The organism is Leeuwenhoekiella polynyae (assembly GCF_004104075.1).
Lineage (GTDB): Bacteria > Bacteroidota > Bacteroidia > Flavobacteriales > Flavobacteriaceae > Leeuwenhoekiella > Leeuwenhoekiella polynyae.
The window spans coordinates 169,609-183,565 of sequence record NZ_QOVK01000004.1; the positions used below are offsets into that span (position 1 = coordinate 169,609).

Sequence of the window (13,957 nt, forward strand, 5' to 3'; positions counted from 1 at the left end):
TTGCCTATTTGTACATATAGGAAGTAATATGTTACACCTAACGCTAAAATAATGATAAACATTAAGAGTTTTGCCGGCTGTACTTTAACTTTGTTGTAAATAATTAATCATGAACATCCCTGATACTAAAGAACCCCGAATCATCATAATTGGTGGGGGTTTTGGCGGAATGAACCTCATTAAAAATCTTAAAAGAACAGGCTACCAGGTAGTGCTTATAGACAAGAGGAATTTTCACACGTTTCAACCTTTATTATATCAAGTTTCGACTTCAGGTCTGGAGCCAGAATCTATAGCTTATCCGTTGCGGAAGATTATCAGGAAACAAAAAAATATGCATTTCCGCCTTGCGGAAGTAAACCGAATAGATACCAATCTTCAAAAAGTACGAACTGATATTGGTGATTTACACTACGATCATTTGATTATTGCTACCGGAACCCGTACTAATTTTTTCGGAAACAAAACCATTGAAGAAAATGCGATTTGGATGAAAAGCTTACCACAGGCGCTCAACATTCGCAGTTTGATGTTTGAGAACCTGGAAAAAGCTAACCGTACCGAAGATCCTGCACAACGTAAAGAGTTGCTACGATTTGTAATTGCCGGTGCCGGCCCAACGGGGGTAGAACTCAGTGGAGCTTTAGCAGAGTTAAAATCTAATGTGTTGCAGGCAGACTATCCAGATATGGATACTAGCGAGATAGAAATTCACCTGATTGAAGGAGCTGACCGGGTTTTACCCCCTTTTAGCAAACAGTCTTCTGAAAAAGCTCAGAAGTTCTTAGAAGATATGGGGGTGACCATTCACCTAGAAACTTTTGTAGGGAATTATGAGAATAATTTAGTGACTACTAAAGGTGATCTGTCTTTCAATACCGCGACATTTATTTGGTCTGCCGGTGTTACGGGCGCTTCAATTGATGGGTTTGAAGCAACTTCTTTATTGCCAAAACTCAATCGCTATAAAGTAGATGTGTACAACCGTGTTGCCGGTTTTCAGAATATTTATGCGATAGGAGATATTGCATTGATGGAAAGTGAGGAATACCCTAAAGGACATCCGCAGTTAGCTCAACCCGCTATTCAGCAAGGAAAGAATTTAGCAAAGAATTTTAAAAAGATGTTACGTGGAGAAAAACTGAATCCGTTTAAATATTTTGACAAAGGTTCTATGGCAACTATAGGGAGAAATAAGGCTGTTGTAGATATGGGTAAGATTCATTTTGGTGGATTTTTTGCCTGGTTTATCTGGATGTTTATTCACCTTTGGTTTTTAGTTGGTTTTAGAAACCGAATGGTTACTTTTTTCAACTGGACGTATAGCTACATCAATTATGATAAAGCAGCCAGACTGATTGTAAGACCATTTAAGCAGAACAAAATCATTGCTGAAGAAGATTAGAAATTCAGAATTCTATATAAAAAACCACTTCATTTTAGAAGCGGTTTTTTTATGTGATAACTTTAAAAATTATTACTCGATAATCAAGGTCTAAATGTTGAGGCTTGCGTCAAAGTAAAAAAACTAATACCTTTTAATAGTCTCGGGCTCGCCCCAGTTGATTTACTGAACACCTTCTGTAAATTCTTGTATTTCTCCAAAGCGAGAACTCAATGGAGAGAAGAACTGCGAGACCATGGCTACGTGCTTTTTGTTCAAAATAATAAGTTTTGCTTCTGGTTGAAATTCCAGCAATTTTTGATGAAACAGATCATTATAGTAATATAAGGATGGAATGGTCTTAGTGCCTAAAAATGTGAGAATAGGTGGTGTGTTTTCGTCTAAAAAATAATAAGGCGAAGCATTCTTCCATTCTTCAGGATTTGTGGTCCAGGTGACATCATAGTATTCATCACTGGTTGGTGGATTTTCTTGTAAATACGAATATTGGTCTAAACCGGCGGCATCGTCCAGAATGATTCCCTTAATGTAATCGGGGTTGTTGAGGTAGTTAGGACTCATTGTAGCCAGTGCAACCAGATGCCCTCCGGCAGAATGGCCCATGAGAAAGATACGATTCGGTTTGCCACCGTATTGGGCGATATTTTCGTGCGTCCATTTTATGGCTTTAGCAATCTCTTGAGTCATTTGGTCATAATTTGCAAACGGACTCAAAGTATAGCCTGGAATGACGGTTACATAATTTTTACCGGCAAAATTTCGACCCAAAATAGAATAGGTTTCTTTGTTTCCACTGTTCCAGTTACCGCCGTGAACAAAAATGAGAACATCGTGCTGCACTAAAGAATCTTTAGGTTGAAAAATGTTAAGTTGGGGTTCTTTGGCAGAAGCTGTATAATCGGCATCCAGATAGGTAATATCTTCTTTTTTAACTGAACCACAGCTTGCAAGAATACTTGCGATTAAGGCAAAAAGGAATAGGTGATTTCGCATAATTTAAGTTTCGTCTAATGAGCAGAAAGTCATATTGATATTTCTGACAATGTATTAAATGTTCAGTCTCAATCACTGGTTAACGCAGAGAATTAAACTTTATTCTCATAATTCTCTCGCATATAATTTACAGATTCTATGATGAGCTTTTCTAAGATGTTTAAGTTTATGTCTTCCAGTTTATTAATGTATAAACAGGACACGCCGGTTTTATATTTGCCAAGTTTATTGAGTAAATCAGAAAGTTGTTCAAACCCCGGAATAATATACACCGAAAGATTCTGTTTGCGAGGTGCAAAACCGGTCAAAAAGAAGTCACCTTCACGCCCGCTGTCGTATTTATAGTGATAGCTTCCGTAGCCTATCAAAGAATCGCCCCATAACACCGCAGGTTCAGGCATAATGCTGTTGAAAATGGCATAAAGCTTTAAAGCATCTGATTTGCGTTTTTGGTGTTCTACAGCATTGATATAATCTAATACCGAAACTGAAGTTGGTTGATTTTTATTTTCAGCCATAGTTAGCAGTTTTTGTATTTATCGTGAAGACCTTTTCCTTCAAGAATCATGGGGGTAGCTTTTTCCAGACGGGATATACGTGTTTTTTCTTGCTTGGCGCTGCCTATATGTTCAGCATATTCCTTTTGTCTTCCAGGGGTGAGTGCATTAAAAGCCTTTTGAAGCGCTGCATTTTTAGAAAAAACTGATTTTAATTCTACTGGAATTGAAACTTTTTTAACCGGTTTAGCTGCTTTGATCTCCAATCCTTTCTTTTGGTTAGTTATGGCTTCCTGTAAATAAGCCCTTAAAATTTGACTGTCAATCTCAGACTTCGACTCAAAGCGCATTTGCCTTAGGGCTTTGGTTTTACCTTCCTGCGCATTATGCAATCTATTTTCAGCATCTTTCAAAAGGGCTCCGTTGAAAAACCAAACCCCAAAATGATTTTTAAATCGTGCAAGCCCTGTGACGTTTTTGCCGTTTAATGTATAGACCGGACTGTTCCATTTAAAGGTTTCCACGAGTTCCGTTTCCTTAAAAACAGCTCTAAGCTTTAAAAGCGCCTCCTTAAAAGGATGCTCCTGCTCGAAATAGGCCTCTATTTTATTGGATTAGTCATTTTTCAGTTTTTCTAAAAAGGTTGAAAAAACGTTTGAAAATTTAACTATAAAATTAACTAAAAGAGCTGTGTTAATCTTTAAAACGGATTGTTTTTCGCAGTACATTAGTACTATTAATACGAGAATATAATGGCACAAAACAAGTCTGCTAAAAAGGCTCCAGCAAAACAGGCAACCAAGCCTGCAGCTGTGAAACCAGCGAAGACTGCTTCTAAAAAGAAGTAATCTGAACGTATCTAAGGGCATCCAGGATGCAGCCGATATAAATTAAACGAAAGCCACTTAAAACGTGGCTTTTTTGTTTCCCGATAATCGGGATTAGAATAATCTTTGGACTGCCAAATGATCGGAAGTTGAGTAAGAAGAATGTATTCCGAATTTTGGAGAGAATATTTACTCCACCTCGGGCAATGTAGCACTTTTAATCGCTCCTAAAATGCCCAGAACCGAAAGTATAGCGATTACGCCTTCAACTGAAATAAGCGAAGCTAAAGCACTCAATCCTCCTGCGATAAGCAGTATAAAACCAATGAGCGTATTGCTCACCGCAACATAATCGGTACGGCGATTGCCTTCTGCCATATCTACGATATACGTTTTACGCCCAAGACGAACACCCTGATGCGCGATTCCTAAAACAAAAAAGGCGATAGGGTACAACCAGACCTTATCGTTAAGTGCCGGTAAAAACTGAATAATTCCAACCACAATTAACCCCAGACTGGCGGTGAGAATGGCAGAGTAGGTCATTACTTTTTTACTGGATTTATCGGCCATTTTGCCCCAAACCGGAGCACTGATAATCGAGGCGATTCCGTTGGCGATAATAAAAAGTCCGAGTAAATAAGCCTCTATCCCTACATAACGCTGTGCGAGCAGAACATAATAGGGCGCGGTTAATGCTGAGCATAGCAGCAGCGAACGGGTGATAACAAAATTGCGAAAGTGTTTGTCTTCCTTTAATAAAACCAGGCGTTCCCAGGCTTCTTTGAATCCGTTTTTGCCACCTTCGGTTTCTCCCGGATATTCCTGAATGTTCGCGTATATAAGAGCAGCAATAAGCCAGAGGCTGGCTGCAAAAAAGATGAGATAGCTGTAAAAATCAATGCCTACATCATCTTTAGATTTATATAGAATAAAAAGTCCGGCTGCCAGCACCAGCGCACCACTTACCGAAGCGGTATAGCCTTTTAATCTACCGCGTTTGGTCTTGGGTATGGTTTTGCCCAAAACGTCTTTAAAGGCAATGGAACACAGGCCACGTGAAAGGCTAAAAGCCACCAGACACAGGATTATAAGCCAGCCGGCCATACTTCCTTCAAAAGAAAGGGCTACAAAACCGATTCCTGCAATCGCCAAAAATTGTAAAACTGAACCCAGCACCCAAACGTATTTACGTACGGGACGCTTCCTGATGTAATGCGCGATAAACAATTGCGGCAGCATAGATCCCGATTCGCGAATAGGAACGATAAAACTGATGAGCATCACCGGCGCATTTACATAACTCATCACCCAGGTGAGAACCGTTTTTGGGTTACTCAGGGTATCCCCAAGCGAAGTCAGCATATTGCTGATCAGAATTAAAAAGTAATTTTTAGGAGTCTCCCGGCAGGCTTCATCACCAATGGCTTTACAGGTGCGAGCATCTTCTTCATCGTTGAGGTAATCGTAGAGTTTTTCAAGTTCAGTAGGGTGGCGGGTACTCATGACAATTTCAGAAAATATAGGACTTTATTCGTTTAAAAGAGATTCTAAAATAGGCCATACGTTTTCAGCTACAAGTTTGTGTCCTTCGGCGGTAGGATGAATACCGTCGTTTTGGTTAAGACGCGCTACACCACCCACATTTTCCAGTAAAAAGGGGACGAGCGTAATATTGTTTTCTTCGGCCAAATCGGGAAATAATTCTTTAAAATCCCGGGTGTATTCGGTACCGAGGTTGGGCGGTAATTGCATACCAACCAACACGATTTTGGCTTCTGGAGCTTCGATTTTTACTTGATCAATCATCCACTGTAGGTTCTCCCGCGTTTCAGCAACGTTTACTCCGCGTAAACCATCGTTAGCACCCAGTTCCAAAACAAAAATATCCACATCAGGCTCCAGCACCCATTCCAGTCGGTTTCTTCCGCCTGCAGTGGTTTCGCCGCTTAGACCGGCATTGATAACGGTATAATCCAGTCCCAGACTGTCTATACGATCCTGAATCAACCCCGGGAAGGCATCATCAGGGTCTTCAAGTCCGTAACCAGCGGTGAGGCTATCGCCAAAAAATAAAATGGTTTTTGAAGTGCTATCGGTTTCAGTAGAAGCGGTTTCCTCGGTTTGAGATTTTTCAGTTTCGCCGGAAGACGCGTTTGAGTTGTCTTTACACGAATGCAGAGTCATTCCGCCTAAAAAACAACAAAAGATTAACAGGCTTAGCAGATGGAGTCTATTCTTTATCACAAGCATTTGTTTATTTTGCTGAAAAGCCAAAACCTGCGGTTTGCGCTCAAAACCACGTACGCTATGACTTCCATATTAGAAATTTCAAATTTAGAAAAAAGCTATACCAGTGGCTCTAAAAAGCTAAAGGTACTTGAAGATATTAACTTTAGTATAACAGAAAACGAAACATTTGCCATAGTAGGTCCGTCTGGAAGTGGGAAAACGACTTTACTCGGCTTGTGCGCGGGTCTCGATCGCCTGGATGCCGGTAGTGTTATCTTAAACGGAACTGAATTGAGCAGCCTCTCGGAAGATGAGCGTGCCGTGTTACGCAACCGCGATGTGGGTTTTGTGTTTCAGGATTTTCAATTGCTGCCCACGCTTACCGCTTTGGAAAATGTCGCCGTTCCGCTGGAACTACAAGGTGACAGGCAAGCCACGAAAAAGGCAGAAGCCTTGCTTCAAAAAGTAGGTTTAGGTGATCGTGGCGATCATTATCCCACACAACTTTCTGGAGGGGAACAGCAACGGGTTGCTCTGGCAAGGGCATTTGCCAACGAACCCAAAATTTTATTTGCAGACGAACCCACCGGAAATCTGGATGCTGAAACCGGAGCCAAAGTCGTCGAATTGCTTTTTGAACTCAATAAAGAGCTGGGCACAACACTGGTACTGGTTACCCACGATATGGAACTGGCACGTAAAACCCAAAATATACTGACCATCAGGGGCGGAAAGATCGCAAATCTCACAAGCGCAGCGGTATGAGTAAAAATGGGAGAATGACAGCAGGTGCAGCCTGGCTCTTTAAGATGGCTTGGCGTGATTTTAAGGCCAGTGCAGGCAAACTGAGTTTGTTTATGGTTTCGATTATCTTGGGTGTCGCGGCTATTGTTTCGATTCAGTCGTTTGGAGAAACCTTAAAAGATAACATCGCATTGCAATCTAAAGCCCTTATGGGGGCCGATTTTAAAATTGACAGCGATAATGCCCTGACTGAAGAAGCTTTGGCAATTGTAGATTCGCTTGGAGGCGCAGATGCGGAAGAGATTTCGTTTGCCTCGATGGCTTTATTTCCTAAAAACGGGACAACCAAATTACTTCAGGTACGTGGTATTAGCGAAGGTTTTCCATTTTATGGTGAAATCGAAACGCAACCCGCAACTGCCGGAAGATACTTTGGAAAACTCAACGGAGCGCTGGTTGACGCTACAGTAATGCTTCAGTTGGGTATTGAAGTAGGGGACACGGTAAAACTGGGAGCGGTACGCCTTCCGGTGGTAGGTGAACTCAAAAATCTTCCCGGCAGCAATGCGGTGTTTAGTGCCATCGCGCCGCCGGTGGTAATTCCCTATTCTTATGTTGAACAAACAGGTTTGGTACAACTGGGCAGCCGTATCGATTATGAGTATTATTTCAAAGCCCCAGAAGCTGATATGCAGCTTCTTGAAGATGCAGTCGGGGAGCGGCTTGATGCCGCAGAAGCTGATCTGGATACCCATACTTCAACCAGCGACCGTCTGGGCAGGCGCTATGAAAACTTTGGTAAATTTCTCAATCTTGTGGGCTTTGTAGCCCTTTTATTGGGATGTGTAGGCATAGCCAGTGCGACTACCATTTACATCAGGGAGAAATTGCGTTCAGTGGCAGTTTTGAAATGTCTGGGCGCTACGCGAAAGCAGGCCTTTTTAATTTATTTAATTCAGATTGCGGCCATTGGCTTACTGGGCGGAATTTTAGGTACGGTCGCAGGGCTTGCTTTGCAACAATTATTTCCGGTGTTGCTGGAAGGTTTACTGCCCGTAGCTGTCCAGATCACTTGGTCTTTACCGGTAATCATACTGGGTATTTTTATCGGTATGTTTATGTCTGTGCTTTTTGCTCTGTATCCTTTGCTGAGCACGCTGTATGTTTCGCCTTTACAAACCCTTCGATTTACAGAAGACGCGGGAAGCCAGTCAAGGAGTACCGCCATTTTGGTTTCGGTAATCATTCTGTTATTTATCTTTTTATTTTCGCTGTGGTTACTGGGTGATTGGAGGTATGCGCTGGCTTTTCTCGGCGGCGTTGTGGTCACCTTCAGTATTCTGGCAGGTATTGCCCGTCTTTTTATGCGCCTGTTGCGACGCTATTTTCCCAGCTCGTGGAGTTTTACATCCCGGCAGAGTTTACGCAGTCTTTTTAGACCGTGTAATCAGACGGTGGTGCTGATACTGGCCATTGGCGTGGGTTCCTTTTTGATAAGTACCCTGTATTTTACCAAAGATATGTTGCTGGCACAAGCCAATCTCGACAGCAGCGCGCAGCAGGCCAATATGATTTTGCTCGATGTGCAGCGCGATCAGATGACCGATGTAGCCCAAACTTTAAAAACGAATGACCTGAAACCTCTTGATGCCGTTCCTATCGTGACTATGCGGGTACACAGTATTAACGGGCGCACTGTTGCCGACCTGAAAACCGATACGACTTCCCAAATTAGCCGTTGGATTCTCAATCATGAATTTCGTACAACCTACCGCGATTCGCTGATCGGTTCCGAAAGTTTAAAGGAAGGAACTTTTACTCCGCGAATAGATGCAGGGACTGAACCCGTGCCCGTTTCGGTGAGTGCTAATTTTGCACAGGATGCCGTGGTGGCTATTGGCGACCGGGTAACCTTTAATGTGCAGGGACGGCTTTTAGAAACAACCATAGGCAGTATCCGTTTGGTGGACTGGAGCCGTCTGCAACTCAATTTTTCGGTGGTGTTTCCGGCCGGAGTGCTCGAGCAGGCGCCGCAATTTGGTGTGATTACGACTCAGGTGCCTAACTCTGAAGTTTCGGCATCGATTCAACGTATTTTGGTTGAAGATTATCCCAATGTTTCCATTCTCGATTTACGGCAGGTGCTTAATGTGATTGAATATTTACTTACCAAAATCAGTTACATCATCAACTTTATGGCTTTTTTCAGCATTCTGATTGGGATTATCGTATTGCTTGGCGCGGTGCGAACCAGCAAATACCAACGCATTCGCGAAAGCGTTTTACTGCGTACTATGGGTGCGAAAAGCAAACAGATTTTACGCATTCAAGGGCTTGAATACCTGTATCTTGGACTTTTGGGTAGTCTTTCCGGGATTTTGTTATCTCTTATAGGAAGTCTGCTGCTGGCCTATTTTGCATTTGACACGACTTTTATTCCAAGCTGGGTGCCATTTGGTGTTTTGCTGCCGGGCATTACACTGCTGGTGGTTATCATTGGGCTCGCAAACAGCCGAAGTGTTATCAGGAGTTCGCCACTCGAGGTTTTACGCAAAGAGGCGCGTTGATTTATGGATAAGAATTGTTAGTTCTTATTTAAAATTATTTTTAGAATAAGGCGGAGGTTCAGTGTTTTAATTCAAAGATGAGAGAAGTACATAATAAAGTATCAAAACAGATTCTTTTAAGTTATTTATAATATAAAAGTTCTACTGACTTTCAAACAATCTGACTTAAGTAATTAAATAATAATCCTGCTCCTATCGCGATACCAAAACTCAATAAAGTTCCTATTAAGACATATTCGGTAAGTTGGCGATTTTTTCCTTCGGTTAAATCTCCAAAACGAAATACAGATTTTGCCGCAATCAGAAATCCTATTGCAGACCAGGCATTCAGTAGAATAAAAGCAAAGACAAATAGACGTTCTAGAATACCTATTATTTTTCCGGCTCCCGCCAAAGAGGTGCTTTTTTGCTTTTCTTTTTTAGTAGGTTCGATGGCATTTTGCCAAGGTTGTAAGATTACTTTTATTAAAATTCCGGAAACGAAAGTCACAAAAAGTAACAGAAACACTAATAATAAAAATTTAGGTTGAAAGAGCGTGTTGAGATTTAAAGAGTAAGGTTTATAGTAAAACAAAACCAGATTAAGCACCAGTAAATGCGCAACTTGATCTATCATAAAAAGCTTTCTACTATTCTTTTTTGTAGTGAATTTTATTTTTAGCGCATCAATAGCATAATGGGTAACAATAATAACTAAAACCCCTAATAAATAGTTGAGTTGAAATTGCAAAAGAATAAGTAATGCCAGTAGGTGAACACCTATATGAGCAAGTAAATATTTTGATTTCCAGCCGTGTTTAGTTTTATGCTTTACCCATTTTGTAGGTTGTAAGACAAAATCACCTAGAATGTGAGCAAGTAATAATTTTAATGCGAGAGCTATCATAGCGTTTCGATTTGTTTTTTATAATACGTAAGCATCTTTGTAACCTCGTCATAACCGGCTCTGCTAAGCGCTTTACTGATTGCACTTTGTGCTTTATCCAGTTGCTTACTCAATTCGGTTTGATTAAGTTCTGGCGCTTCTAGACGAGCTTTTACGATAGCTGCGGTTACCGGTGGCCAGTTATCCATAGTTAGAGTAGCTAATGCCAGCATTATGTTGAACGTTTCGTCAAAATCTTTATAATCAGACTGAAGGACTAAAGTATTATTCTTAATAGCATCAAATGCAGTCCCGGAATGGATAAAAGCACTCCCATTTGCCTGCGTTATTTGTGCGGCTGTATAGGTTTTGTTTCCAATCCCGATAGCAATACGTACATCGAGTTCGGCACGCATTTTTACTACAGCTTTGATATGTATTGCCACTTTGAGGGCTTTCGCAGCATCAACTTCTAACTGAAAGCTGTCACCGCGGTAAATCTCCCAATCTTGTGGAGACGTCCCATACTGATCAAGAATTGCAACAAGCTCTTGTTGCCATCCTTCGTGTTCTCTTGAGTTTATGATATCTCCTGTTAATACAGCTCTCATAGCATGACTTAAATTATACGCTAAATAGATTATAAATTCAAATATACATTAAATAGGTTATAAATTAAAATATATTCTATATGGGTTATAATTTAGAATATAGCTTAAAGAGGGCATAGTTGAAGTTTTTCTTTTAAAAACCAACAGCTGTATCATCACCACGACGGTCTGCGCCACCTTCTAAAGTTCCGTCAGGTAAAACTAAAACCCCGTCAACTTTACCAAGAATCACGCTATTTTCCTGGCGAATTTCATAGCCTTTATTTTGCAAGCTATTCAGTATTTCTTCCCCAAAAGCATCTGGTTCAAAGATCACAACATCGGGTAACCATTGATGGTGAAAACGCGGTGCATCTACAGCTTCCTGCATTCCCATATTATAATCTGCAACATTTAGAATAGTCTGCAATACTGAAGTTATAATTGTAGAACCACCTGGCGTACCCACTGTCATCCAGAGTTTGCCGTCTTTCTCAACGATAGTAGGTGTCATCGAACTCAACATGCGTTTTTGAGGTTCAATTTTGTTTGCTGCAGCTCCTATAAGGCCAAACATATTAGGCTCACCCGGTTTTACGCTAAAATCATCCATCTCATTATTTAAGAAAAAGCCGAGTTCGTCTACATAAAGTTTTGAGCCGTAAGCACCGTTTAAAGTAGTTGTAAGTGCAACTGCATTACCATACTGGTCTATTATCGAAAAATGAGTAGTTTCCATAGATTCATAGCCGCTAATTACGCCATGATTGATCTCTGCAGAAGGTGTCGCCTTATCAAAACTGAAGCTTTGCATACGACGGGAAGCATAGGCTTTACTAATAAGGCTGTCAATCGGAATATCATTAAAGTCGGGATCGCCCAAAAAGAAACTACGATCAGCATACGCTCGGCGTTCTGCTTCGGTGATCATCTGAATGCTTTTTACTGTGTTATGACCAAATTCTTGCATATCATAAGGTTCAAGCATTTTAAAAATCTGAGCGAGACACACACCACCACTAGATGGAGGAGGCATCCCTATTACTTTAATATTTTTATACGTTGAAGTTATAGGGTTACGCCATACTGCTTCATAATTCTTAAGATCTTCAAGCGTGATGATCCCACCGTGGGCTTCAATAAAATCAACTAATAGTTGAGCAGTTTCACCTTCATAAAATTCGCTTTTTCCATTATCTGCAATGCGCTGTAATGTTTCTGCTAAAACAGGGTTTTTAATGAAATTACCGGTTTCAATCTTTAGAGTGTCGCTTTCGCGAAAGCCAATAGAATACAGGACTTCTTTTCCATTCACCTGATCAAATACAGGAGCATATTTTTGAAATCTATTCAACTGATTTTCGGTTATAGCATAACCGTTTTTAGCCAATTGAATAACCGGTTCTAAAATTTCTGACATAGGCATAGAACCTAGTTTTTCATTAATAGCAAACATCCCAGAAATGCTACCGGGAACACCTACAGCGAGTGGTCCTTGCCGGCTTAAAGAATCAATAGGATTTCCTTCTTTATCAAGATACATATCGTGTGTAGCTCCCATAGGAGCTTTTTCGCGATAATCTATACTGCCAATCTCGCCATTGGCTTTACGATATACCATAAAACCACCACCACCTAAACTTCCGGCAAAAGGATAGGCAACATTTAAAGCCATGTCTACAGCTATAAGCGCATCAAAAGCATTACCTCCATTTTTTAAAATTTCGGCACCTATACGAGAAGCTTCTTCTCGTGCAGAAACCACCATAATACTGTCTGCAAGCTTCCCACGCTGAATCTCACGCGGAGCTTTTTGTTCAGTTTTACAAGAACTAACCAGTATTAAAAGTAATAAGAAAAGAAACCAGTGATTAGTGATTTTAAAGGTGGTTAAAGTAATTTTAATCATATTTAAGGATAGGTTTAAGTATGGAATTGATCTTCTAATTCTAAAAGCCTTTGTTCACAAAACTGAAGTAATTCATCGAAGAATAAGGTGAATTCATTTTCAAAATCGTGATAGTGCAACTGAAGATCTTCAACAGCGCGATCCATACCACTAATATTCTTAGTTCTGCGGTTCATATTGTAGAGAACAGTTGCAATACCACTAATTTCGGCATAACTCAGTAACCAGTTATCTGCGATCATATGTGGTATCATTCTCTGAATTCCCGGAGTAAGCAACTCAAAATACTCATCAAGATTGTCGTAAAAATTTTCGATATAACTAGACAAAGGAGTGGTAGCATAATTTTTCCAATTTTTTGCTAAAAAATGGTCATATAAAATATCTACAATCACACCGCTGTAATGACTATACTTGCTATGAAGACGTTTTGTACTTTGTTTTACAATGGGATGACTATCTGTAAAACTGTCTATGCTGCGGTGCAACAAAATACCTTTTTGAAGTTGTGGTAAATAGGTTTTGTATTGTTTTCCTTTTATGCCATCTGCCATAAAATTACCGATGGTAAGTAGCGGGTCATCGCCAGACAGGTATATATGCGCTAAATAATTCACAGGCTTAAATTACAAATTATTGCTATAAGCCTGCATTAGCATTTGAGGTAATTGTTTACAATCTATAAGCAATACCAAGATTAACCTCTAGCGCGTCATCACCTTCATTAGGTTGTTTAATTTCTGCATTAGAAACATGTCTAAAACCTATTCTACTATCTAAAAAAAACTTTTAAAAAACTGAAAGTTGATTCCTAATGCCAAATTATCAGAGAAACCAATACCCTTAGCCATACGCTCAGAATCTTCATCAAAATAACCGGGACCTATGCTTGTAAGACCGTATATATTAAGCTTTTCAGTTATAGATGTTCTGATGATCAGACCACAATTAAAAACATATTCATTGATAAATTTATAACGCATCAAGCGCTCACGACGGGCACTATACTGGTCAGGATTCCCTGCAAACCAAGGGTTGAAAAGCTTATGCTGGGCTCTGTTGATTTCGGGCTGAAAGATGAAATCATAATCTAAAACACCCTACTTTATGCGATATAAGATTTAGATTTTCTGAAGATACACTTCGTAGTAATAATCGTCATCTCTAAAAATAATATTATCAACAGAGGCATAGCTTACATTATAACCTATTTGATAAAAACGCCCCTGAAGATCATCTTGGGCATCTGCTTTTAAAGCAATACATAAGAAAAAGAACACTACTAAAAATCGAATTTTAATTACTTTGAAAAACAGATGTTTAGGGGG

At 40.3% G+C, this 13,957-nt stretch carries 15 protein-coding genes; 3 read left to right on the top strand and 12 right to left on the bottom strand.

Annotated elements, in window-relative coordinates:
* The first annotated feature begins 109 nt into the window (after positions 1-109).
* Positions 110-1,405, top strand: coding sequence for an NAD(P)/FAD-dependent oxidoreductase (locus tag DSM02_RS07365; protein ID WP_128765015.1), 1,296 nt, complete (start codon positions 110-112; stop codon positions 1,403-1,405).
* A gap of 162 nt (positions 1,406-1,567) precedes the next feature.
* Here DSM02_RS07365 and DSM02_RS07370 read toward each other — a convergent pair whose 3' ends face one another.
* From DSM02_RS07370 to DSM02_RS07390, 5 genes are all read right to left on the bottom strand, one after another.
* Positions 1,568-2,398 carry an alpha/beta hydrolase gene (locus DSM02_RS07370; protein ID WP_128765016.1) on the bottom strand — a complete coding sequence of 277 codons (831 nt, stop codon included), beginning with the start codon at positions 2,396-2,398 and terminating at the stop codon, positions 1,568-1,570.
* Between the two features lie 92 nt (positions 2,399-2,490).
* On the bottom strand, positions 2,491-2,916 hold the full coding sequence (locus tag DSM02_RS07375; RefSeq protein ID WP_128765017.1) for a DUF1801 domain-containing protein: 426 nt from the start codon (positions 2,914-2,916) through the stop codon (positions 2,491-2,493).
* A 2-nt stretch (positions 2,917-2,918) separates the two neighbouring features.
* On the bottom strand, positions 2,919-3,500 hold the full coding sequence (locus tag DSM02_RS07380; RefSeq protein ID WP_128765018.1) for a YdeI/OmpD-associated family protein: 582 nt from the start codon (positions 3,498-3,500) through the stop codon (positions 2,919-2,921).
* Between the two features lie 411 nt (positions 3,501-3,911).
* Positions 3,912-5,228 (bottom strand): MFS transporter, encoded by a 1,317-nt coding sequence (locus DSM02_RS07385; protein ID WP_128765019.1) that lies wholly within the window; start codon positions 5,226-5,228, stop codon positions 3,912-3,914.
* Positions 5,229-5,252: 24 nt separating this feature from the next.
* Entirely contained in the window at positions 5,253-5,975 is a 723-nt protein-coding gene (locus DSM02_RS07390) for an arylesterase (protein WP_382403030.1), read from the bottom strand.
* Positions 5,976-6,032: 57 nt separating this feature from the next.
* Here DSM02_RS07390 and DSM02_RS07395 point away from each other — a divergent pair, with 57 nt between their 5' ends.
* Positions 6,033-6,719 (top strand): ABC transporter ATP-binding protein, encoded by a 687-nt coding sequence (locus tag DSM02_RS07395; protein ID WP_128765020.1) that lies wholly within the window; start codon positions 6,033-6,035, stop codon positions 6,717-6,719.
* Between the two features lie 14 nt (positions 6,720-6,733).
* Entirely contained in the window at positions 6,734-9,265 is a 2,532-nt protein-coding gene (locus DSM02_RS07400; RefSeq protein WP_240674001.1) for an ABC transporter permease, read from the top strand.
* Between the two features lie 151 nt (positions 9,266-9,416).
* Here the strand turns inward: DSM02_RS07400 and DSM02_RS07405 are convergent, their stop codons facing one another.
* The 7 genes from DSM02_RS07405 to DSM02_RS20335 all read right to left on the bottom strand — a co-directional run bounded on the left by DSM02_RS07405 (position 9,417) and on the right by DSM02_RS20335 (position 13,909).
* Positions 9,417-10,151 (bottom strand): DUF3307 domain-containing protein, encoded by a 735-nt coding sequence (locus DSM02_RS07405; RefSeq protein WP_128765021.1) that lies wholly within the window; start codon positions 10,149-10,151, stop codon positions 9,417-9,419.
* Positions 10,148-10,741 carry a transcriptional regulator gene (locus DSM02_RS07410; RefSeq protein WP_128765022.1) on the bottom strand — a complete coding sequence of 198 codons (594 nt, stop codon included), beginning with the start codon at positions 10,739-10,741 and terminating at the stop codon, positions 10,148-10,150. The genes DSM02_RS07405 and DSM02_RS07410 overlap by 4 nt, the downstream gene beginning before the upstream one ends.
* A 133-nt stretch (positions 10,742-10,874) precedes the next feature.
* Entirely contained in the window at positions 10,875-12,629 is a 1,755-nt protein-coding gene (gene ggt / locus DSM02_RS07415; RefSeq protein WP_128765023.1) for a gamma-glutamyltransferase, read from the bottom strand.
* Positions 12,630-12,643: 14 nt separating this feature from the next.
* Positions 12,644-13,246, bottom strand: a complete 603-nt coding sequence (locus DSM02_RS07420; protein WP_164918256.1) for an acyl carrier protein phosphodiesterase — start codon at positions 13,244-13,246, stop codon at positions 12,644-12,646.
* 55 nt (positions 13,247-13,301) lie between these two features.
* Positions 13,302-13,397 carry an acyloxyacyl hydrolase gene (locus tag DSM02_RS20775; protein ID WP_128765083.1) on the bottom strand — a complete coding sequence of 32 codons (96 nt, stop codon included), beginning with the start codon at positions 13,395-13,397 and terminating at the stop codon, positions 13,302-13,304.
* Positions 13,398-13,405: 8 nt separating this feature from the next.
* The gene (locus DSM02_RS07430) at positions 13,406-13,612 is read right to left on the bottom strand and encodes a hypothetical protein (protein WP_128765024.1); all 207 of its coding nucleotides are present in this window, start codon (positions 13,610-13,612) and stop codon (positions 13,406-13,408) included.
* Between the two features lie 138 nt (positions 13,613-13,750).
* Positions 13,751-13,909: a hypothetical protein gene (locus DSM02_RS20335; protein ID WP_164918257.1), complete on the bottom strand. Its 159-nt coding sequence runs from the start codon at positions 13,907-13,909 to the stop codon at positions 13,751-13,753.
* Between the last annotated feature and the right edge of the window lie 48 nt (positions 13,910-13,957).